The 20514-nt window shown below is 34.6% G+C and carries 17 protein-coding genes, 1 tRNA gene and 1 pseudogene; 13 read left to right on the forward strand and 6 right to left on the reverse strand.

The genetic code is table 11. From position 1 onward, the window contains the following. Nucleotides 1-16 precede the first annotated feature (16 nt). The gene (map, locus tag PVV59_RS01545; RefSeq protein WP_273754150.1) at nt 17-847 is read right to left on the reverse strand and encodes a type I methionyl aminopeptidase; all 831 of its coding nucleotides are present in this window, start codon (nt 845-847) and stop codon (nt 17-19) included. Next, nucleotides 840-1556, reverse strand: a complete 717-nt coding sequence (gene sfsA, locus PVV59_RS01550; protein ID WP_273754151.1) for a DNA/RNA nuclease SfsA — start codon at nt 1554-1556, stop codon at nt 840-842. The genes map and sfsA overlap by 8 nt, the downstream gene beginning before the upstream one ends. Nucleotides 1557-1855: 299 nt before the next feature. Between sfsA and PVV59_RS01555 the strand changes: the two are divergent. The 4 genes and pseudogenes from PVV59_RS01555 (at nt 1856) to ttcA (ending at nt 5436) form a co-directional block, all read left to right on the forward strand. Continuing rightward, nucleotides 1856-2714 (forward strand): annotated as a pseudogene (locus PVV59_RS01555) (RNA methyltransferase). After that, nucleotides 2686-3513, forward strand: a complete 828-nt coding sequence (gene murI / locus PVV59_RS01560) for a glutamate racemase (protein ID WP_273754154.1) — start codon at nt 2686-2688, stop codon at nt 3511-3513. Before PVV59_RS01555 ends, murI begins: the two are co-directional and overlap by 29 nt. A gap of 171 nt (nt 3514-3684) precedes the next feature. After that, a complete protein-coding gene (rpsD, locus tag PVV59_RS01565; protein ID WP_273754156.1) occupies nt 3685-4302 on the forward strand; it encodes a 30S ribosomal protein S4 in 618 nt (205 codons plus the stop codon). A 261-nt stretch (nt 4303-4563) separates the two neighbouring features. Beyond that, a complete protein-coding gene (ttcA, locus tag PVV59_RS01570; protein WP_273754158.1) occupies nt 4564-5436 on the forward strand; it encodes a tRNA 2-thiocytidine(32) synthetase TtcA in 873 nt (290 codons plus the stop codon). Between the two features lie 534 nt (nt 5437-5970). Here the strand turns inward: ttcA and rimO are convergent. Next, complete coding sequence (gene rimO / locus PVV59_RS01575) at nt 5971-7284, reverse strand: 30S ribosomal protein S12 methylthiotransferase RimO (protein ID WP_273754159.1); 1314 nt, start codon at nt 7282-7284, stop codon at nt 5971-5973. 462 nt (nt 7285-7746) lie between these two features. Next, nucleotides 7747-8460: a transcriptional repressor LexA gene (gene lexA, locus PVV59_RS01580; RefSeq protein ID WP_273754161.1), complete on the reverse strand. Its 714-nt coding sequence runs from the start codon at nt 8458-8460 to the stop codon at nt 7747-7749. Between the two features lie 1260 nt (nt 8461-9720). Here lexA and PVV59_RS01585 point away from each other — a divergent pair. The 9 genes from PVV59_RS01585 (at nt 9721) to PVV59_RS01625 (ending at nt 18755) form a co-directional block, all read left to right on the forward strand. Then, nucleotides 9721-9796, forward strand: a tRNA-Lys gene (locus PVV59_RS01585). Nucleotides 9797-10376: 580 nt separating this feature from the next. Beyond that, on the forward strand, nt 10377-11273 hold the full coding sequence (locus PVV59_RS01590) for a septal ring lytic transglycosylase RlpA family protein (RefSeq protein WP_273754162.1): 897 nt from the start codon (nt 10377-10379) through the stop codon (nt 11271-11273). A 922-nt stretch (nt 11274-12195) separates the two neighbouring features. After that, on the forward strand, nt 12196-13359 hold the full coding sequence (locus PVV59_RS01595; protein WP_273754338.1) for a D-alanyl-D-alanine carboxypeptidase family protein: 1164 nt from the start codon (nt 12196-12198) through the stop codon (nt 13357-13359). A 29-nt stretch (nt 13360-13388) separates the two neighbouring features. Next, nucleotides 13389-14033 carry a dTMP kinase gene (gene tmk, locus PVV59_RS01600; RefSeq protein WP_273754164.1) on the forward strand — a complete coding sequence of 215 codons (645 nt, stop codon included), beginning with the start codon at nt 13389-13391 and terminating at the stop codon, nt 14031-14033. Then, nucleotides 14030-15076 carry a DNA polymerase III subunit delta' gene (locus PVV59_RS01605; RefSeq protein WP_273754166.1) on the forward strand — a complete coding sequence of 349 codons (1047 nt, stop codon included), beginning with the start codon at nt 14030-14032 and terminating at the stop codon, nt 15074-15076. Before tmk ends, PVV59_RS01605 begins: the two co-directional genes overlap by 4 nt. 76 nt (nt 15077-15152) lie before the next feature. Next, nucleotides 15153-16712, forward strand: coding sequence for a methionine--tRNA ligase (gene metG, locus PVV59_RS01610; protein ID WP_273754167.1), 1560 nt, complete (start codon nt 15153-15155; stop codon nt 16710-16712). Continuing rightward, the gene (locus PVV59_RS01615; protein WP_273754168.1) at nt 16702-17475 is read left to right on the forward strand and encodes a TatD family hydrolase; all 774 of its coding nucleotides are present in this window, start codon (nt 16702-16704) and stop codon (nt 17473-17475) included. The genes metG and PVV59_RS01615 overlap by 11 nt, the downstream gene beginning before the upstream one ends. Nucleotides 17476-17485: 10 nt before the next feature. Continuing rightward, on the forward strand, nt 17486-18295 hold the full coding sequence (locus PVV59_RS01620) for an MBL fold metallo-hydrolase (protein ID WP_273754169.1): 810 nt from the start codon (nt 17486-17488) through the stop codon (nt 18293-18295). Between the two features lie 103 nt (nt 18296-18398). Then, nucleotides 18399-18755 carry a hypothetical protein gene (locus PVV59_RS01625; protein WP_273754170.1) on the forward strand — a complete coding sequence of 119 codons (357 nt, stop codon included), beginning with the start codon at nt 18399-18401 and terminating at the stop codon, nt 18753-18755. A 287-nt stretch (nt 18756-19042) separates the two neighbouring features. On the opposite strand, the gene PVV59_RS01630 is transcribed toward PVV59_RS01625, so the two are convergent. After that, nucleotides 19043-19456 carry a DUF6163 family protein gene (locus PVV59_RS01630; protein WP_273754171.1) on the reverse strand — a complete coding sequence of 138 codons (414 nt, stop codon included), beginning with the start codon at nt 19454-19456 and terminating at the stop codon, nt 19043-19045. Beyond that, complete coding sequence (locus PVV59_RS01635; protein ID WP_273754173.1) at nt 19453-20499, reverse strand: enoyl-CoA hydratase/isomerase family protein; 1047 nt, start codon at nt 20497-20499, stop codon at nt 19453-19455. Before PVV59_RS01635 ends, PVV59_RS01630 begins: the two co-directional genes overlap by 4 nt. Nucleotides 20500-20514 lie beyond the last annotated feature (15 nt).

Consider the following 20514-nt stretch of genomic DNA (forward strand, 5'->3'; position numbering starts at 1 on the left):
ACATCTCTACAGTGGATTAGATCTGCGAATTTGGAATATAAAAGATATTTTTAGGCGATTGTGTAAATATTTCATACCCTTCATTTGTGACACCAATTGTATGCTCATATTGTGCTGTCAAAGAGCGATCACGAGTAACAGCAGTCCAACCGTCAGATAAAATTTTAACTTGTGGCTTACCAAGATTAATCATAGGCTCAATTGTAAAGATCATCCCTTGTTTTAATTCGATTCCTTCTCCAGGATTTCCATAATGAAGAATATTGGGGGTATCATGAAACAGTTGACCGATACCATGTCCGCAAAAATCTCTCACAATTGAGCACCGTTCAGATTCTGCATACTGTTGAATGGCAGCACCAATATCCCCTGTCGTTGCTCCAGGTTTAACGACAGCAATGCCCCTCATAAGACTTTCATAGGTTATTTGTAAAAGGCGTTCTGCAGCACGTCTAATTTTTCCAACAGGATACATCCGGCTTGAATCACCATGCCAACCATCAAGAATAAAGGTCACATCAACATTCACAATATCGCCTTCTTGCAAGGGTCTTTTATTAGGAATACCATGACAGACAACGTGATTGATAGATGTGCAGCATGAATGATTGTATCCATGATAATTTAGGTCAGCAGGAAGAGCTCCTTTTTGGGCACCAAAAGTAAATACAAAATCATCAATTTCTTGCGTAGTGACACCAGGTTTAATAAGATCCGTAAGTGCATCAAGACATTCTGCAGCAATACGACCAACTTCACGCATTTTAGCGAAAGCATAGTCATCGAAAATGCGAATTTTCCCGTTAAATTTTAAAGGGGCTTTATTATATTCAATATATTCAATCATTGTTTTTTCTGTTTTCTATTTTTACTCTCTCAATCGGAAAAATACCTTCTACACTTAACTGACATTTTACAGCATAACATTCTACCCCCGATTTTAATGCTAAATCAAATTTACGTCCATAGAGTGGATCAAGGTCATGACAGATGGTAAAAGCTGCACAATCTTCTCGTTGAATAACATAAAGCATAGCAGCTCGTTTTCCTTGTTGTACGACCTGTATGAGCTCATCAAGGTGACGGGCTCCTCGTTTTGTTACGCTGTCTGGAAATTCTGCTAATCCTTTTTGACGAATAAAATGGACATTTTTGACTTCTAGGTAACAATCAGGAAGAATGTCATCCCGTAAAAGAAAATCAATGCGCGATTGTGTTCCATAGCGTTGCTCTTTTAAAATTGTTTTATATCCACTTAATTCAGGTATCAATCCGTTTTGAATTGCTTCTAATGCAAGTTTATTAGGTAAAGCGGTATTAATACCAACTAAAGTATTATCAGATTCGACAATTTCTAATTGATAGGCATATTTTCTCTTGGTATTTTTATGATATGAAAGCCAAATATTGGCGTTGGAAGCTGTCAATCCAAGCATTGATCCTGTGTTTGGTACCGACACAGTGAAGATGTGTTGGTCATCCTGTTTAACATCTGCAAGGAAACGTTTATAACGACGGATAAGCTTTGCAGGAAAAAGTTTGGGAATAAAGTACATATTTCTTTTTTAGGATTTATAATTTCATAATTCAACTGAGATTATGATTTGTAAGAGCTATTCCCATTTAAAAAATAAAATTGATGTAAAAAACGCCATGATATCTTATATAAATTGTTATAAACTTCATCGTTCACTTTAATGGCTTTTAAAATTTTTATGAGAGAAATCTATACTCTTTGAATGGAAGGATAACATTGCCTATAATTTATTATTAAGCAACATTAGAGTACTGTGAAGAAAGTTACGTTAAAAAAATAGTGGAGAGAGAAATCGTTAAATGAAACTAGGTAAGGTTGATGGCTGGAACGAATAAGAATCGTGAAAATTTAACAAATGGACCCATTATTATTTTAGTTGAACCGCAGCTTCCAGAAAATATTGGCATGGTCGCAAGGGCAATGGCAAATTTTGGGCTTTCTAAGCTTCGGCTCGTCAAACCTCGAGAAACATTTCCAAATGAAAAAGCTAGAGCTGCAGCAAGTAAAGCTGATCATGTCATTAACAACACCGTGATTTTTGACACATTGCGTGATTCAATTGCAGATTTACATTATGTTTTTGCGACAACAGCCCGTGAAAGATGCGGATTTAAAACTGTAAAAAGTGCTGTCGAAGCAGCAAATGTACTCCGTCAGCGTGAGAATATCGGACATAAAACAGGTATTGTCTTTGGAAGAGAGAGATGGGGACTAGAAAATAATGAAATTAGCCTTGTGGATGAAATCATCACTTTTCCAGTTAATCCTGCTTTTGCGTCACTTAATATTGCACAAGCGGTTCTTTTGATGTCTTATGAATGGATGAAAGCAGGTCTAGAACATGTGAGCGATACGGCATTTCATGCAGTAAAGATGGAGCCTGCAAATAAAGCAGCCTTTCATGGTTTTTTATCTCAATTGGAAGAGGCTTTGGATATCCGTGGGTATTTTAGGCCCCGAGAACGAAAAGAGGTTATGCTTACAAATTTACGCTCTGTTTTTACGCGTGCTAACTTTAGTGAATCTGAGGTTCGCTTATTGCGAGGCGTTATATCTTCATTGGATCATTTTTCTCCACAATATCCACGGGGGAGTAGAGCCCCTAACGAGCGTGATCGTCAAAAAATTAAAAACAAGTGTGAAAACTAATGGATGTACGACCTGTTCTTTTTTTTGATAGTGGTATTGGTGGTTTAACAGTGTTGAGGGAAGCGCGCATTTTTATTCCTGAAATACAATTTATTTATGTAGCTGATGACGCAGGGTTTCCTTATGGTAATTGGGAAGAAAATGTTCTTAAAGAACGCATTTTAAAGATTTTTACAAATCTTTTAGCACGCTATAATCCCGCCTTATGTGTAATTGCTTGCAACACTGTTTCTACATTGATGATGGCAGATCTACGACAGAATTTCCCTCATGTTCTTTTTGTGGGAACGGTTCCTGCAATTAAATCAGCTGCTGAGCAAACGAAATCTGGTTTTATTTCCGTATTAGCGACTCCTGGAACTGTTAAACGTGCCTATACAAATGAATTAATTAACTCTTTTGCTGGACAGTGTCATGTTAAGCTTGTAGGAAGTGAAAAGCTTGCTGGATTTGCTGAAGATTATTTACGGGGAAAATCTATCAATTTAGAAGTGTTAAGAAAAGAAATCTTGCCATGTTTTGTGGAAAAAAATGGCAAATATACTGATGTTATTGTTTTAGCCTGCACGCATTATCCTTTTTTGATTAACTTCTTTCGTGAACAAGCTCTATGGTCTGTTGACTGGATTGATCCAGCAAAAGCGATCGCCAAACATATCAGGTCATTATTGCCCTTGTCGAAAAAAATACATCAGACCCCCGTAAAGAAATATCAAGATTTTGCATTGCTGACATCGAAAAATATCACTTCTTCAACGGAGAATTTGTTAAAAGGATTTGGCTTAAAACTGATGAAAAGAGTTGACTTTGGGATACGGGATCAATAAAGATACTCCAGCTTTTTCTTTCAAGAAAATAGCTGTCATTGACGTGTCCCGTGGATAGCTTTGCATAATTGGTATGTTAAGCTATTCTGTCAGTCTTTTATGTTTAAAGGCAGAGGAGGGCGCGTTTCCTTGGGATCTTCAGATCTCGTGTTTTATTTTAAAGGAAATGCGATGAGTAAACGCGAAACAACAAAATATAAAATTGATCGACGTATGGGAGAAAATATTTGGGGTCGTCCAAAATCTCCTGTCAATCGTCGTGATTATGGTCCAGGTCAGCATGGGCAGCGCCGTAAAGGAAAACTTTCTGACTATGGGGTGCAATTGCGCGCTAAACAGAAGTTGAAGGGGTTTTATGGCGATATTTCAGAAAAGCAATTTCATAAAACTTATGTGGAAGCTGCTCGTCGTCGAGGTGATACAGGTGAAAATCTTATCGGTCTTTTAGAATCGCGTTTGGATGCTGTTGTCTATCGTGCAAAATTTGTGCCTACGATTTTTGCTTCTCGCCAATTTATTAATCATGGTCATGTGAATGTAAATGGGCGACGTACAAATATTCAATCGTATCGTTGTAAGCCAGGTGATGTTATTGAGGTTCGGGAAAAATCAAAACAACTTTTGTTGGTTTTAGAATCAGTACAGTTAGCGGAACGTGATGTTCCCGATTATATTGAAGCAGATCATAAACATATGAAAGCGACCTTTACACGTATTCCTGCCTTTGCAGATGTTCCTTATGCTGTGCAAATGGAACCTAATTTGGTCGTTGAATTTTATTCTCGATAATTTTTTATGAGAAAAGTTGTTTCTCTTCTATTATTATAATTTCAAACTGTTGTGTTGTTTTTATAATCTTTGAAGTTAGAAAATATTTTCAAATGGTTCTATATTAAGTTTATTACACTATTCTAGTGTTATAAGCTTATATAGTTCCATTTCTTTTTTTCGTATCTGTTTTTATAAAGTTAAAAAACTTAAATGTAAGCTTGCTTTATATTTATTTCTATCTTTGCAATATGAGCTATTACTTGTGCAGGATATGGTCTTATGAATGATGTTTCCGTTGAATATCAGGCAATAGAAGAAAACGAAGAGGATGATCTTTTGGCAAGCAAAGCAGATGATTGTCATCCAATATTTCGGCGCGCTCCTTCAAGTGTGGAATTTAATAAATTGCGCAAACGACTTTTGCGTCATATGCGACAAGCTTTGGATGATTTTTCTATGCTTTCTACTGGAAAAAAATGGCTTGTTGCTTTATCGGGCGGAAAAGACTCTTATGGCTTATTAGCACTTCTTTTAGATTTAAAGTGGCGTGGTCTTTTACCTGTTGAAATTCTTGCTTGTAATCTTGATCAGGGGCAACCAGGTTTCCCTAAACATATTCTTCCAGACTTTTTCACTTCTTATAAAATTCCCTATCGTATTGAATATCAAGATACTTATTCCATTGTTACAGATAAATTGGTAGAAACACAGACATATTGTTCACTTTGTTCTCGATTGCGACGTGGTAACCTCTATCGCATTGCACGTGAGGAGGGCTGTTCGGCATTAGTTTTAGGGCATCACCGTGATGATGTTTTGGAAACGTTTTTTATGAATTTGTTTCATGGTGGTCGATTAGCCGCTATGCCTGGAAAACTTAAAAATGATGAAGGTGATCTTTTTGTGTTACGTCCTCTTGTCTATGTCGCTGAGGAAGATATGGAAAAATTTGCTCAAGCAATGCAATTTCCAATTATTCCTTGTAATCTTTGCGGTAGTCAAGATGGTTTACAACGTAATGCAATGAAAGAAATGCTGAAAAATATAGAAAGACAAATGCCAGGACGTAAAGATACAATGATTCGCGCTTTAACGAATGTACGCCCAAGTCACTTACTTGATAAGAAGTTCTTTGATTTTAAAATGTATTAATAAAAATGAGATCTAAAAAATAAGTTTAATCAGTTTAAGATAAGGTACTTATTTATAATGATAATTTATTGCTTTGCAATTTAACAATCGTAGGAGTTTTATTTTAAATTTTCTTATTTTATCCATAAAAAAACATCCACCCACATATCACAAGTGAAGCTATTGTACTTATAAACACAATTTAAAAAGCTTTCTTTAAATAACCAATAACTATCATAATATTGAAAATGGGAACATGATATAAATTATTGGTTTTCTCTTTTTTAATGTAAAAATGAGAGAATTTTGTAGATTTTATCTTATCCTGTTGTGCCGTAAATCACCATTATTTAGAACAGTAAACCAAAATTGTTTTAAGAACTTGATAAAAATAAGTATTTTTAGAATGTACAGTGATCCTTCAGGGAAGGGATTGCTTATAAATTCTCGTGAAGTGAGTCACACAAGTAACCCAACCCTATTGTAAACTGGTGCTTTTTTATAAACTAACTCTGATGGAAAACTTCGTCATTGGGATGAAAATAAGTTCAATTTTTAAACGGCTATACCATAAAGGTCATAGGCATCAGATTGTTCAATTTTAACGGTGACAAATTCACCGACACGCAAGGGGCGTCGTGATGATATGTGGACAATACCATCTATTTCTGGAGCATCGTATTGACTACGTCCTTTGGCAACTTTTCCTTGACTTTCATCGATAAGGACTTGGAGTCTTTTTCCAATTTTTTTCTTTAAAAGATGTGTAGAAATTTGTTGTTGTTTTGCCATAAAGCGATGCCAGCGGTTTTCTTTTATGTCTTCAGGAATATTTTCTAATCCCAAATCATTTGCAACGGCTCCTTTTACTTCTTCATATTTAAAGCATCCAGCGCGTTCAATTTTCGCTTCTTCTAACCATTCTAGAAGCATATTAAAATCCTCATTTGTTTCGCCTGGAAATCCAACAATAAATGTTGACCGTAAGGTGAGATCTGGACATATTTTTCGCCACTTTTCAATTCTACGGTTTGTTTTTTCCATAAGAGCAGGACGCTTCATATGACGCAAAACAGTCGGTGATGCATGCTGAAAAGGTATATCCAGATAAGGGAGAATTTTTTTTGCCGCCATAAGTTCGATAATCTCATCCACATGGGGATAAGGATAAACGTAATGCATACGCACCCAAATGCCCATATTACCTAGTTCGCGACAAAGGTCAAAGAATTTTGTTTTGATTGTTCGACCTTTCCAAGAATTTTCGAGATATTTAAGGTCAATACCATAAGCACTCGTATCTTGTGAAATAACCAAGAGCTCTTTTACACCTGCTTGTACAAGTTTTTCAGCTTCTCGAAGAACATCACTGATGGGACGTGAAGTGAGATCACCACGCAGTGTAGGGATGATACAAAAACTACAGCTGTTAGAACATCCTTCAGAAATCTTTAAATAGGCATAATGGCGTGGTGTTAAACGAATACCTTGGGGAGGAACTAAATCAAGAAAAGGATCATGAACAGGGGGAATTGCTGTATGAACAGCTTGTATAACACTTTCATAAGCTTGTGGTCCTGTAATGGCCAATACATTAGGGTATTCTTGGCAAATAACCTCAGGATCAGCACCAAGACACCCTGTTACAATCACTTTTCCATTTTTTTTGAGAGCTTCATCAATATTGGCTAATGATTCTTTTCTGGCAGAGTCAAGAAAACCACAGGTATTCACAATAACGACATCAGCTCCTTGATGTTGACGCGAAATTTCATACCCTTCAGAACGGAGACTTGTAATAATTCGCTCAGAATCTACAAGTGCTTTTGGGCATCCAAGAGAGACAAAACTAATACGAGGTGCTATCATGATGATCCTATAATTACTGTGAACGATTGCGTTTCGCTTTTATTGACTTTAAAAGTAAGAAATGTTCTTTATTTTTATAGATAACAATCTGTTATAAATTTATTTTATTTTTTTCTAGATTATTTTGTGTGTGCTTACAAATTTATTTTATTACACTGTCAAATGCTGTTTTGAGGGCGATGATATTAAGACAGACTCCTTCAAAGCATTCAAGATCTTTTAGAGTATTTGGTGAATATTTTAAAGCTTACTTGTCGAGCCTTGTATTAAGTGAACAACATATGAGAGAAAAAGAGAACCAAAACTTACTCGATAAGGTTTTAAATTTGTTTATAAACCGAATTGGTTGAATCCTTTGGTTGTAGGAAGAAAGTCAACTGCGTGTGGCACAATATCAAAAAATACTCAGCAGTTTTTTACTACATTTTATTGCGATATTTATCGCGTATATAGGTGTATTTTTTAATATTTGCGAATAAGTCCGGTAAGTTTACCTTGTATTTCTACACGTTCGGATTTGTATGTACGTACTTCGTAGTGAGGATTGGCGGCTTCTAATGCAACAGAGGTCCCTTTGCGTCGATAACGTTTTAATGTTGCCTCTTTTTTATCAATAAATGCGATAATAATTTCACCTGATATTGCTGTATTTTGACGTTTCACAATAATCGTATCTTTATCAAGGATACCAGCCTCCACCATAGAATTATCTTTAACTTCTAATGCATAGTGCTCACCTGTATTAACCATATCGTGTGGAAGAGAAAGTGTGCTTGTTTGTTGCAGTATAGCAGAGGCGGGTACACTCGCAGAAATACGTCCCATAATGGGAATTGTGGTATTTTTTTTTTCTTCTTCCTCAAAATTTTCAAGATTAGCTAAGTTTGTTGATATTTTTCTTTTATTTTTTTCTATCATACTGGGAGAAATCTTACGTGCTAAAGAAAGGCTAAATGTTATTTTCTCAGGGAGTCGAATCACCTCTATTGCACGAGCACGATTGGGTAAACGACGTATAAAACCTCGCTGTTCTAAGGCTACAATGAGCTTATGAATGCCAGACTTTGAAGAAAGTTCTAAAGCATTTTTCATTTCTTCAAAAGAAGGGGGAACACCTGTTTCTTTTACATGATTGTGAATAAACAAGAGGAGCTCATATTGTTTACATGTCAGCATTCAATGTTCCAATCAAAAGAATAAAAAAGATTACAGTAAAAAAACAAGTGTATATTATAATAATTCTAAATTTATTTTGCTAAATCAAAATTATTTTCTTTAATTTTTTATCTTATAAGTGAAGTTAATGAGGTAACATGTTTATTTATAGACATATTTAAATATGATAAGTATGAAATTTATTTTAATAAATTTATCATAATATTATTTATATATTATAAAACTATACTAATATTAAATGACATACAAAAAATATTTTATAGCTCTGAATGAATTATTCAATATCCAATTTTATGGTCAGAGTTATTCCTTTATTTTTTGTATATCTACGTGTTTTATAATTTTCTCATATAAAAAGTTAAATAAAATACATTCTTTCAATAGCGTGACGGATCACTTTATGTATATTTAGAATCATTTTTACATTGTTTCTGTTTTTTTATTGTTTAGTCAAATTATCTATAGCTAGAATAATAAGCATAATTTAGAGTCATGTCAGATATTTTCAATGAGGCCAAATTTTTCTGTTTAACATCTGCTTTATTCTATAAAATAGCTGGCTTTCGTTATAGAATCATCGTGCCTGAATAAAAGCCACCTCCTCAAAATGCCATTGTTGCTCATTCGCATATTTATTAAAAATAAGATATCTCTTAATGTGCCGCTTTCCTCAAGATGATCTTGCAAATAACATAAGATCTATTGTGCAACGCTATCTTTACATCTCAAAAGCTTTACACTACCATACCTATTTTCCGCCCCTCATGTTATGATAATTTTTGCTTATTGAAAGAAAATACAAAAGACATTTTCATTTCTTTTTTAATCGATTTATTCTTCTCTTTGTATTGAGAGAGAAAATGATAAATTATTATAAATCAATGTTTTATTTTATAAATCTCGTTCATGCTTAAAAATTAAAACATAAAGATATAAAAGTAATATAGAGTAGGAAGTATTTTTCTGCTCTATCCATAATGCTTAATAGCCTATGTGTGGAGAGAGGGGGTTTTTGTAATTTGGGCATTTCTAATCTATGAAATATTTTTTATCGTTAAATTATTTTCGCATCGAGATTTCAAAAAGAAGATCAAAGAGCAACTCTACAATGACGAAGAAAGGGAAAAAACGGAAAATTATTGATAACTAAAAAAAATAATAATATTTTTTTCAAAAAGTGTTGACCAAATGAAAAGTCAACCGTATGTTCCCTTCACTTTCTGCAAACTAGATAGTCTGCAAACTAAATAGCTTGTGTGAGAGCGCGTAGCTCAGCTGGTAGAGCAACTGACTTTTAATCAGTAGGTCCAGGGTTCGAATCCCTGCGCGCTCACCAACTCTAAAGGATCTCAATAGGCTATACAAAAGTTTGAGAATCTTTTTTATTTTAATTCTTTTTATTTTTTTAACTGCCCTAATTTTGGGAGATCTTTTTTATTGATTCTGTAGCCAATCCTTTTCTCGTAGCTTTTTTCTATAGAGTTCTCCTCTGCCCAATCCGAAAGTGCTTTAAAACTTGCGATATAATTACACCTGCGCTGATAGCAAGTGTGGCTACACGTTTTCGTAATTCATGGGCTGTTTTTAATACCCGCCGCATTACATGAAATAAGTTGGTAAAATCGTCATACTTATTTACAATTTGTATTTATTCACAACTTATCTTATAAAGTAGATTTTCTATAACGTATTGATTTATATATTTTTTATTTTTTTATACTTTTATATAGCGCATTTATTTTTTATGACAATCATAAAATGGTTAACAATATGTTAATTTTTTGATAAAAGAGGCGAATTCAAGGATGGTATATGCGCGAGGGATATCATTTAAAAGCGTGAATTCTTCTCTCGCGTGCAAGAAGCGTGATGTGGTTTTTACAGCAGTACTTAACAGAAATAAGTGGACTGAATAGATGCCTTCAAATAGTAAAAAGAAATTTACTTCTATTATCAAAAAAACATTTCAATTATTTTCTATGATCGTTATTTCTCAATCATTGGTGTCTTGTTGCTCAAGCGAAACCGCACATTTTTCAATAAAAGATTTCTATCATAATAAACCAATTGACGTAAATACTTCTGTTCTACCGAAAAAAATATCCAATAATAAAAATCAATCAGAAACCAAAAAACGTGGGCGAGCGATTGTTGGTAAACCTTACCAGATAAAAGGAAAGTGGTATTATCCTGAAAATGATCCAACGTATGCACGTGTTGGCGAAGCATCATGGTATGGTTCGGATTTTCATGGGCGTTTAACGGCAAATGGTGAAATTTATGACATGAATCTTTTGACTGCTGCTCATCCTACAATGCCTTTGCCTAGCTATGCTCGTGTTACTAATTTGAAAAATGGATCTTCACTCATTGTTAGAGTGAATGATCGCGGACCTTTTATGAAAGACCGTATCATTGATTTATCAAAGCAAGCTGCAACAATACTTGGTTATGTAGATAGGGGCGTCGCAGATGTTAAAGTAGAATATATTGCTGAAGCACCTATTGGTTATTATGATGATGCATATTTAATGGCCTCTTATACTCCTGGAAATGCTGCTTCATATTCATTAGCGTTAGAAAAGGTTTCGAAAAAAAGAGAAACTGTTTTGTTCAAGGAGCACAATATAGAAAACAAAGAAAAGTTAGCTAAAGCAGATTCTGTTTCACAGGAGAAACATAATAAAGCTGTTGCAGTAAAATTACCAGAAATTGGTCCTATCATGGTTAATAAGCCAGTGCCATTTGATCAAGTTGCTTCTGTAAATAAACTAAACAAAAGAACAAAGCTCAATTGGTTACAACTTTTTTAAAGAAATCTGTTGATTTTTAATCGATATCATTTTCAAATTAAACTATTAAAAAAGGGGAAGAGTGTTACTATTAATAATTTAAGGTATCTCTCCAATCCGTTGCCGATCTTTTTTAGTTTTATGACTGTATTTGCTCATCAAACACGAACTTTTTCTGCGGTGACAGCTTTTACCAAATGAAGGTAAGAGGATTGTATGAACCTGTTGGTGTAATTATCTGAAATGATTGCACAGTCTAATTGGTAAAGAATATAAAAGCTAAAAAGCAAAAAATATTCCCTTTTGATTTGACTTTGCGGCCTTCGATAGCCACCCAAGGTAATAATACCTTATGAAGAGATTATGTATTTCCTCATGCTTTTTTACTGATTTCTTAATGGAGTAACTCTCTTCACTTAAACTAAACACCTCAAACAAAATACCCTTTTGCGTTGTCAATTCACACGTGCTCGTTTTAAGGAGACATATCTGGCTCTCAAGCCTATTTTATGACAGCGTTCGTAAAGAATAAAATTGTAAAGCCATTAGGCATCCCCCTTATTTACACGTATGAAACTTAAACGAAATACCATCATACATTTTGCAAAACTCTTATGTTTTGCAATAATCCTTGGCAGTTGAGAAATTTATAAAAAGTATTTTTACTCTCTCTTTAATAATCTTCACCTTATACTAACTCTACTTATAGAGGGTAAAAGAGTGATTTTAATTGATTCAAAAAGGAAAAAATCAAAAGAGAATTTTACAATATTTGGGTCAGCTTTAAGTTTAAAAAGTGATCACTTGTCATAAATAAATTAATATCCTACCCATGAAAAAGATAAAGCCTCATGTTGTCAATAATTTCTCGATTTACAGAAATAAAAGAGTTTTTTCCTATATAATGATTCTTTGTATTGATTTTGGGATGGGAGGAGCGGCTATGTGTACAACATTAAGGGTCTTATTGACCTTATGGGGAATATTAGCATTTAACCCGTGCGGAAGAGCACAAGATTTTCAAACTTCTGCCTCACAAGTGTTGTTACTTGATGATGATACAGAAACAATACTTTATGAAAAACAAAGTGATATTCCTTTTTTTCCTGCTTCATTAGCAAAATTAATGACAGCGGAAGTCGTCTTTCATCAATTAAAGGAGGGATTGTTAAGAAGTACCCAAAAATTCAAGGTTAGTGAAAATGCTTGGCGCAAGGGTGGGGCACCTTCCGGTACAACCACTATGTTTGCAAAAATAAAGACAGAAATCAGAGTGTCTGATCTTTTGCGTGGTTTAATTATTATGAATGGAAATGATGCTGCTATTATCCTTGCTGAAGGAATATCCGGAGATGAGTCTCATTTTACAAAGCTGATGAATCAGCGCGCTAGAATAATTGGACTATCTGAAAGCCATTTTGTTAATGCAACAGGGTTTCCCGAAGAGGGACAATTTGTAACAGTGCGCGATATGATTACATTAGCGCGTTATATTGCTAAGGAATATCCAGATTATTATACACTTTATCGTGAGCCTCATTTTACGTGGAATAATATTTTTCAACGAAATAAAAACCCTCTTATTTCTAGGGAAATAGGTGTAGAAGGATTTGGTTTTGGCTACAGTGAAAAAGAAGGATTTTCAATGGTTGCCACCATTTATAAAAATCATCGGCGTCTTTTTTTAGCAATCAATGGTTTGCAAGATGGTAAAAAACATACAAAGGAAATAGAACGTATTCTTCAATGGGGAATGACAGCTTTTGATCTCAAAACGATTTTTACAAAGGAAAAAATGGTTGGTCGTGCTTCTGTTTATGGCGGTAAAGAAAATTTTGTTCCACTTATTGTTAAAAAGCCGATAAGTTTTATGCTTTCAAATGAAAAAGAAGTCAATGTTAAAGCAAAAATTAAATATCATGGCCCATTGAAAGCACCCATTATTTTAGGGCAATCAGTTGGGGTTATTCAAATTTTAGAAGATAAACAGGTTCTTTTGGAAAGACCAGTTTTTGCCGGCGAAAATGTTCGAGAAGGAAGTTTCTTTACAAAAGTAAAAGATGCATTCTATGAAATAACAATTGGATGGTTACGGAAATATTTATAGTTACGCGCTAATAGGATTAAGGTTTATACGTGTCAGGTTATTTTATCACATTCGAAGGAGGGGACGGGGTAGGAAAAACAGTGCAAATTTCTTTACTTGCTGAATATCTCTCTTACCAAGGTTATGATGTTGTTACAACGCGAGAACCAGGAGGAACACCAGGGGCTGAAGCAATCCGGCATATTTTGTTGTCAGGGCAGGCACAACAATATGGAGCGTTGATTGAAGCTGTTTTGTTTACAGCAGCACGCACCGACCATGTTGCCGAGATTATTGCGCCTTCTTTGCAAAAAGGTAAAATCGTTTTATGTGATCGCTTTATTGATTCTACACGCGTTTATCAAGGACTCAATGAAACCGTCAATTCTTCTCTTCTTTCTATTTTAGAGTGTGTTGCACTCAACGGTATCATGCCTCATTTAACATTTTTATTAGATATGCCAGCAGCGTGTGGTATAAAGCGTGCAAATTTACGAAGAAAAAAAACAGAAGCAATCGATTATTTTGAAAAAGATCAGTTGGAAATCCAAGAACAAAGGCGTCAAGCTTTTCTTCAATTGGCCCAACAAGAGCCACAGAGATTTCGCGTTATTGATGCGAGTGTCTCGGTGGAAGTCGTTGCTAATCAAATAAAAAAATTTTGTCATCAGATATTGTTGGATCAATTTTCATGAGTGATGTCATAAATATCTTACGCCAATATGATGATATTGATACAATTTTATCTCCGTCCCAGAATAACGTTATTTTTGGTCATGAAGACGTTCGTTACTTTTTGACACAAATGCTTAAAGAAAAGCGTTTGCATCATGCGTTATTATTTGAAGGAGAATATGGAATTGGAAAAGCAACATTAGCGTTTCATCTTGCTTGGAATATTTTAAGTTGTCAAAAGGGAATTTTCTTAAAACCCGATCTTCATTCTATTCCATGGCGCCAAATTACACAGGGGAGTCATCCTGGTCTTTTGTATGTTTCACGTCGATTTGATGTAAAAACACAAAAATTTAAAACAGGAATACTCATTGATGATATCCGTGATGTTATGCATTTTTTAAGCCGAACATCGCAAGATAATGGATGGCGTATTATTATTATTGATTCTGCAGACGATATGAATAGAAATGCAGCCAATGCAATTCTTAAAATACTTGAAGAACCTCCTGCAAAGACTCTTTTTATTATTATCGCGCATTCTTTAGGAAGATTACTTCCAACCATTCATTCACGGTGTCAAAAAATTTCTTTTCGCCCGTTGAGTCATGATGAAATGAAAAAAGTCATTACACATATTTTCAGCAATCAGGATTTACCTGATGAAAAAACGATTGAAATAATTATTAAAAAATCCAAAGGAAGTCCTCGAAAAGCGGCTTTACTTATTTGTCATGGTGGTTTTGAAATTATTAAAACAATTGATGCTCTCCTAGAGCAACCTATTTGTAATGCAACGATTGTACACACGCTTGCTCAAACACTTTCATCTGCTTCTTCCCCATTCCAATTTCAACAATTTTGTGATGAAATTCTTGATAAAACTCAACAAAAAGCTCTCACGCTCGTTGAAAAAGGAAATTTATTTCTCTCAAAAAAATATGCGCAAAAATGGCAGGAGATTCATCAAGAAATAGAGGAAATACAATTGTTTAATCTCGATAAGAAGCAGTTTGTTATTAACTTACTTTTTAGAGTTCATAAGATCATTCATGAGGTTTAGTTTTTCCGTGACAATGTGATGAACAAGCGTTATGTCATTATATCTTTTATTTATGGCGTTTTACAACGAGTACGACATGTGTGACACATATTACATAACAACTCCCATTTTTTATCCTAATGGTAATCCGCATATTGGGCATGCCTATAGTGCCATTGCAAGTGATGTCTTAGCCCGTTTTCAACGATTAAAGGGAAAAAATGTATTTTTTCTTTCTGGTACAGATGAGTATGGTCTAAAGATGCAACAGACCGCAGCAACATTAGGCATGACACCTCAGCAACTTGCAGATCGTAATAGCGCTGTGTTTCAAAAAATGCTTACGGTATTAAATTGTTCTAACGATGATTTCATCCGCACGACAGAAGAGCGCCATTCTCAAACGTGTCAAGAAATTTGGAAAAGGATGGAAGAGAATGGCGATATTTATCTTGGCCGTTATAAGGGTTGGTATTCGGTTCGCCAAGAAGCCTATTATGAAGAGAAAGACACGGAAATTGGACCCGATAATATTCGTCGCGAGAAGGAATTAGGTTCTTCTGTTGAATGGAATGAAGAAGAAAGTTATTTTTTTAAACTTTCTCGTTATGAAAAGGCGCTTATTGAATATTATGAAAAACATCCTAATTTTATTGCTCCCTTCGAGCGGCGTAATGAAATTATAAGTTTTATCAAATCGGGTTTAAAAGATATTTCTATTTCACGGACAAATTTTAATTGGGGAGTTTCTGTTCCTGATAATCCCAAACACGTGATGTATGTTTGGGTTGATGCGCTTACAAATTACCTATCAGCAATTGATTTTTTTAATAAAAATTCAAAAAAACGTGATTTTTGGCCTGCAAATACGCATATCATTGGTAAGGATATTATTCGTTTTCATGCCGTTTATTGGCCAGCATTTTTAATGTCTGCTGGAGTTGAATTGCCTAAAAGTATTTTTGCACATGGTTTTTTACTTAATCGTGGTGCAAAAATGTCAAAATCTGTTGGAAATGTCGTTGATCCTTTTGAAATGGTTGATCATTATGGCCTTGATCAGGTTCGTTATTTTCTGCTTCGTGAAGTGCCCTTTGGACATGATGGTAGTTATAACCATGAAAACCTTGTGAGCCGTATTAATGCCGATCTTGCTAATGATCTTGGTAATTTAGCACAGCGTTCTTTATCTATGATTGCCAAGAATTGTGATGCAAAGGTTCCTAAACCCGCTGCATTTTTAGTTCAAGATAAACAGCTTTTAGAACAATCTCTTCAAGTGCTTGAAACTGTAGACCAAGCGATGTCTTCTCATAGTATGCATTTAGCTCTTTCAGCTATTTTTTCACTTGTAGCAGATGCCAATCGCTATTTTGCCAACGAACAGCCTTGGAGTTTACGAAAGAATGATCAAGAGCGGTTTTTTACAGTTCTTTATATAACTGTCGAAACCTTGCGACGAATAGGAATTATGCTTTTGCCTTTCATTCCCCAATCAGCAACAAAACTTCTTGATAGCCTTGCGGTTGCTGAAAATGATCGGTTGTTGTATCATATAAGCCATACAAAAATTCAAGAAGGGCTTGATCTTCCACCACCAGAACCAATTTTCCCTCGTTATCTCTTGAAGAAAGAAGATTCTCATCATGCTCATTGATACACATTGTCATCTTGATTTTGAAGATTTTTCACAAGATTTGGATAATGTTATCCAACGGGCTTTTGATGCTGACGTTAGACGTATGATCACAATTTCAACCCATGTTCGTAAGTTAGATAAACTGTTAGCTATTGCGCAAAACTATGATCAAGTCTTTTGTTCCGTTGGAACCCACCCTAATCATGCGCATGAAGAACAAGATATTACAGCCAAAGAGCTTATACAACTCTCAAAACACCCTAAAATTGTTGCATTTGGGGAAGGGGGGCTTGATTACCATTATGATTATTCTACACCAGAAGAGCAAAAGAAAGTATTCCAAGAACATATCATTGCTTCTCGAGAAACACAGATTCCTCTTGTTATACATTCACGCAATGCAGATATTGATATGGAGAAAATTTTACGCGAACAGATAAAGCTAGGGGCTTTTCCTTTTATTCTTCATTGTTATTCATCTGGAATGCAGCTTGCTCGTGCTGGCATTGAACTTGGGGGTTATATTTCTTTTTCAGGTATTCTTACTTTTAAAAATGCATTTGAAATCCGTGAAATAGCAAAAATTGTGCCCCATGAGCAGTTGCTGGTGGAAACAGATGCACCATTTTTAGCCCCCACTCCTTACCGGGGTAAAACCAATGAACCATCTTTTGTATGCTATACAGCAGCTATTTTAGCTGAAACAATTGGTTTAAGTATTGAAGAAACAGCGCAGATAACAACCCGGAATGCTTTTCGTTTATTTAGCAAAATGAAATAAGGCAAAAGCTATGTGCGATCAGTACCGATTTACAATATTAGGCTGTGGTCCCTCTCCAGGTGTCCCACGCCCCAATGGTGATTGGGGTATATGTGATCCCAATAACCCTAAAAATAAACGCTACAGAAGTTCTTTATTAGTTGAACGCATTAAATCATCAGAAAAAAAAACAACGGTCGTTATTGATACAGGTCCAGATTTTCGCTCACAAATGATCGATGCCCGTGTAAGTCATCTTGATGCTGCTCTTTACACGCATTCTCATGCAGACCATATCCACGGTATTGACGATTTACGCAGCTATGCCCTTGCACAAAAATGTTTAATCGATATCTATGCAGATAGGTTTACATTAGAGCATCTCAAGAATGCTTTCGGATATTGTTTTCAAACACCAAAAGATTCCTCTTATTCACCCATCTTAAAAGAACATCTTATCAATGAAGATAGCCAGTTTATTATTCAGGGGCAGGGGGGCAAAATAAGCGTTAATACGCATTTACAATACCATGGAAATATTCATTCCTTAGGTTTTCGTATTGGAAATGTTGCATATTGTACAGATGTTAGTGAGTTTCCTGCAAAAACATTATCCAAATTAATGGATTTGGATGTTCTTATCATTGAAGCCCTTCAATTTAAACCTCATCCGAGTCATTTTTCTGTTGATCAAGCATTACAATGGATAGAATATTTAAAGCCCAAACAAGCCATACTTACACATATGGACAGATCGCTAGATTACAATAAGGTTGTCAATTACGTTCCTGCTTATGTAAAGCCTGCATATCAAGGTCTTATTTTTGAAACAGATATATAAATAAAAAGTACCTTTTTAAAATTATCCTTTATTTTATCTTATTTTTGTCATAATTGGCATTTTTGGATTATCTTCTTATTTATCTTAAAGATGAGGTTTTTTTATGCATAATGTTAAGCAAGTAATGTATATTATAGTTTTAGCAGTTTTCTTGTCAGCATGTGGTGGGCGTTTAGAAAAAAATATTTCAGTTACTACAATACATGATGGAACAATGAGTTGTGCTGATATTCAACGAGAGTTTCTTGCTAATAAACGTCAAATCGATGCTACAATTGCAGAGCGTTCTAAAACAAGAAAGAAAAATGTAGCTTTAGCAGCTGCAGGTCTCTTTTTTCTACCTGCCTTTTTCTTTATAGATGCAAAATCAAATGAAAGTAATGAAATTTCAGCTTTAAATAATCGTAATGCTGTTTTGAGTGATCTTGCACATATGAAACGTTGTAAATTAGTACAATAATTTTTCTTGTTGTTTTTTGGCTTTAAGTAGTTTTGTTTTTTTACTTAAAGCCAATTTTTATCATAATCACATTATCGCATAATATATATTATGGAACTTTTAATGAGAAGGTACGTTTTATAATTGCCAGACAACACATATATTTAAAGAAAAAGAAAGAATGGTTATCATTTTCGAACACGCTGAACTATAGCGCGCATTTTTTAATTTTAAAAACTTGGATGATTTTATAGTTAGATAGTTAGATTGAAAACCGATGCTGTTTTATTCTGGCTCGAAAGTTTCAATCACAATCGTTTTTTATTTTTTATTCTTTCAAAAAAAATCATCATAATTCGTAGGATCACAAAGACTAAAAATAATATTCCATGAAATAATGGTACAAACGGCTGATAAATAAAATTAGAATAATAGATTGTTATTATTTCAATCAACGCCGCACTACACCATAAAATAATGCCCCATAATGAATACATCCAAAGTCCAATCAAGGCAATAGGATAGAGAATAGCCAATATTGCTGATGCAAACTGCCACTGCCAAGGCATAAGATCAAAACGCCATAGAGTACCTGGAAAGACACCAACTAAGCGTATCCAATAAAAAACACTCAAGCTCAAGCAAATAAGCGCCAAAAATCGTAAATAACAGTTATAAATTAAGTTGATTTTTGAAATCCGTTTGTGTGAATTATTTTTCACAATAATAACTCTCGTTCAACAGGTTGGAAATAAGCCTCTATCATTTCATCTGTTACATTTGAAAGTTTATCTGGCTGCCATTTGGGTGTTTTGTCCTTATCGATTAACATAGCACGTATCCCTTCATAAAAATCATGGGAATTAATCATATGATGTGCGATGCGGTTTTCAATTTTTATACAATCTTCCAAAGTTCGAGGTACATTTTGTTTCATTTGTTTCCAGATGACTTTTAAACTTATCGGAGAACGTGCCTGCAAAATATCATAACATTCTTTAGCAAATAAAATACCTTCATTACTTTTTTTATAAAGCAATTCAAGGCATTCTTCTAATGTCTGCGCACTAAAACAAGTGTTAATAATACACCGTATTTCATGACTCGTTTCATAATTTTTTGTAATTGCGTGCTCATTTAAAGCTAAAGTAGGATCTCCTTGCTCAATAACTGCTTTCCTAATAATATCGAACTTAACTTCAGGAACAGCATGTGTTGCTAATCCTAAATTTAAACAATCTCCCCATTTTATATTTGCACCGGTCAATGCAAGATAAATACCAAAATAATTAGGAAGAGATGGTAAGAAAAAACCTGCACCAACATCTGGAAAAAATCCAATCGCAGCTTCTGGCATAGCAAAAACTGTATTTTCTGTAACAATTCGATGAGAACCATACAGCGAAATACCGACCCCTCCTCCCATCCAAATACCGTTTAAGAAAGAGATATAAGGCTTTGGAAAACGTTTAATATAAGCATTTAAACTATATTCCTCTCTAAAATATTGATAAGCAGAGGCACTTTTCCCCATCTGATAGATTTCTACAACATCTCCACCAGCACAAAAAGCACGTCCCTCTCCTTCAATTAAGACACATGAAATATCACTATCCGTTTTCCACGTCTTGAGAGCTTTTTTTAAAGCGGAAACCATTCGTTGACTAAGAGCGTTTAATGCTAAAGGGCGTGTGAGCTTTATAATACCAGCATACCCTTCTTTCGCAAAAGAAATATCATTATCTGCTCCAAAATCAATTTTCATTTCACACCCTTCTTA

The organism is Bartonella sp. MM73XJBT.G (assembly GCF_028618435.1).
GTDB lineage: Bacteria > Pseudomonadota > Alphaproteobacteria > Rhizobiales > Rhizobiaceae > Bartonella.

Bases quoted from the DNA above. Each gene is read 5' to 3' on its own strand.
- map (WP_273754150.1), bottom strand. From the start codon at position 847: ATGATTGAATATATTGAATATAATAAAGCCCCTTTAAAATTTAACGGG.
- sfsA (WP_273754151.1), bottom strand. From the start codon at position 1,556: ATGTACTTTATTCCCAAACTTTTTCCTGCAAAGCTTATCCGTCGTTAT.
- murI (WP_273754154.1), top strand. From the start codon at position 2,686: ATGGATGTACGACCTGTTCTTTTTTTTGATAGTGGTATTGGTGGTTTA.
- rpsD (WP_273754156.1), top strand. From the start codon at position 3,685: ATGAGTAAACGCGAAACAACAAAATATAAAATTGATCGACGTATGGGA.
- ttcA (WP_273754158.1), top strand. From the start codon at position 4,564: ATGAATGATGTTTCCGTTGAATATCAGGCAATAGAAGAAAACGAAGAG.
- rimO (WP_273754159.1), bottom strand. From the start codon at position 7,284: ATGATAGCACCTCGTATTAGTTTTGTCTCTCTTGGATGCCCAAAAGCA.
- lexA (WP_273754161.1), bottom strand. From the start codon at position 8,460: ATGCTGACATGTAAACAATATGAGCTCCTCTTGTTTATTCACAATCAT.
- PVV59_RS01590 (WP_273754162.1), top strand. From the start codon at position 10,377: ATGCCTTCAAATAGTAAAAAGAAATTTACTTCTATTATCAAAAAAACA.
- PVV59_RS01595 (WP_273754338.1), top strand. From the start codon at position 12,196: ATGTGTACAACATTAAGGGTCTTATTGACCTTATGGGGAATATTAGCA.
- PVV59_RS01605 (WP_273754166.1), top strand. From the start codon at position 14,030: ATGAGTGATGTCATAAATATCTTACGCCAATATGATGATATTGATACA.
- metG (WP_273754167.1), top strand. From the start codon at position 15,153: ATGTGTGACACATATTACATAACAACTCCCATTTTTTATCCTAATGGT.
- PVV59_RS01615 (WP_273754168.1), top strand. From the start codon at position 16,702: ATGCTCATTGATACACATTGTCATCTTGATTTTGAAGATTTTTCACAA.
- PVV59_RS01620 (WP_273754169.1), top strand. From the start codon at position 17,486: ATGTGCGATCAGTACCGATTTACAATATTAGGCTGTGGTCCCTCTCCA.
- PVV59_RS01625 (WP_273754170.1), top strand. From the start codon at position 18,399: ATGCATAATGTTAAGCAAGTAATGTATATTATAGTTTTAGCAGTTTTC.
- PVV59_RS01635 (WP_273754173.1), bottom strand. From the start codon at position 20,499: ATGAAAATTGATTTTGGAGCAGATAATGATATTTCTTTTGCGAAAGAA.